The sequence below is a fragment of the bacterium genome (assembly GCA_024224155.1).
Lineage (GTDB): Bacteria > Acidobacteriota > Thermoanaerobaculia > Multivoradales > JAHEKO01 > CALZIK01.
This window is the reverse complement of the sequence record JAAENP010000459.1, coordinates 1-1,253: the sequence shown is the minus strand read 5'-3', so window position 1 is coordinate 1,253 and position 1,253 is coordinate 1. Positions and strand designations below refer to the sequence as shown.

Genomic DNA, 1,253 nt, shown 5'->3' with positions numbered 1-1,253 from the left:
CCTGTGCGCGAGCGCCGAAGCCAGGAAGATCTATCGCTGGGCCGAGCGAGCTCACAAGCATCTTCCGGACACTGTGGAGAATCGCCGCCGTCGCGTGGATACGAGCGTCAAGGTGTGCGTGGTATCCTGGTTGTCCGACCCGCCTGAAGAGCTCCTCGAGCGCGCGCAGGAAGCGGAGAGACTGGTTCAGGATCTGGTAGACGGCTACGGAGCAGCTGAAGATAGATTGCGTCTGGCGCAAATCCACTATTGGCTCGGCCGGATTCATTACATGCATGCTGCCTATCGAGAAGCCACCGACTATTTCGAGCAAGTGCTACCGGTCGCAAGGGAGCTCGATGATCAGGAGCTTCTCGCCCTGCCGTCACTGGCGGTCGGCCAGGCGACTGCCATGCGGGGTCAATACCCCGAAGCTGAAAAACTGATCCGTGAGGCGCTACCGCTGCTCGAGAAAACGGGCAGCTGGAGGGAGTGGGTCAACGCGTCGGCCATCCATGGCTTCTTGGTCGTAGCCATGGGCGATCCCTCAGCCGGTATCTCCGAAGCGGAGAGGGCCGTCGACAAAGCACAGGAGCTGAAATCACTCACCGAGAGTGCCGCATCCCGCAGCCCCCTGGCCGGCGCGTACCTTTTCGCTGACGAGTTGCCCAGTGCCCTCGAGTGCGCCGACAGGCTGGCTGAAATAGCCGAACAATCCAACGACCGGGTGCTTCTCTCTTACGCATACGGTTGGCGTGGCTGGGCTGAAAGTCGTATGAAAGACCACGATTCGGCGTCCGAGAGCATGGCTCGGTCACAGCAGATCGCGAAGGAGCTCGGTGGAAGACTTCACCTTCATGGTGACTGGTTTCTTGCCGCGAGGGCCGAAGTCGCTCTCGGAGCGGGGCGTCTCGAAGAAGTCATCGGACTGGCTGAGGGCACCACGGAGATCCCACTCATTCCTCTAGGGCTCATCCAACGATCTTGGGGCCAAGCCCTCGACGCGCTCGAGACGCCGCGGCCGGACGAGGCCGAAACGCATTTGATGCAAAGCGTGGCGACGCTGGAGGATGGAAGCCACCAGTTGGAAGCCGCCCGCTCCCGGGTTGCGTTGGCCAAGCACTACTACGATCGAAACAATATAACCGCCGCTCAAACAGAGCTGGAAAAGGCTCTCGAGCAATGGGAAGCAAGCGGTTTGACGCGCGAGGCGAAGCGCACGCGCGACTTCCTCGTGGGTCTGCAGTCCTGAGCGCCAAGGCCGGCGAGCCGCT

1 protein-coding gene is annotated in these 1,253 nt (G+C 61.5%); it reads left to right on the top strand.

The window, feature by feature from the left end:
- Positions 1-1,231, top strand: a 1,231-nt coding sequence (locus GY769_22310) for a tetratricopeptide repeat protein (protein ID MCP4204652.1), incomplete at its 5' end; no start/stop codon positions are given.
- Positions 1,232-1,253: the final 22 nt, after the last annotated feature.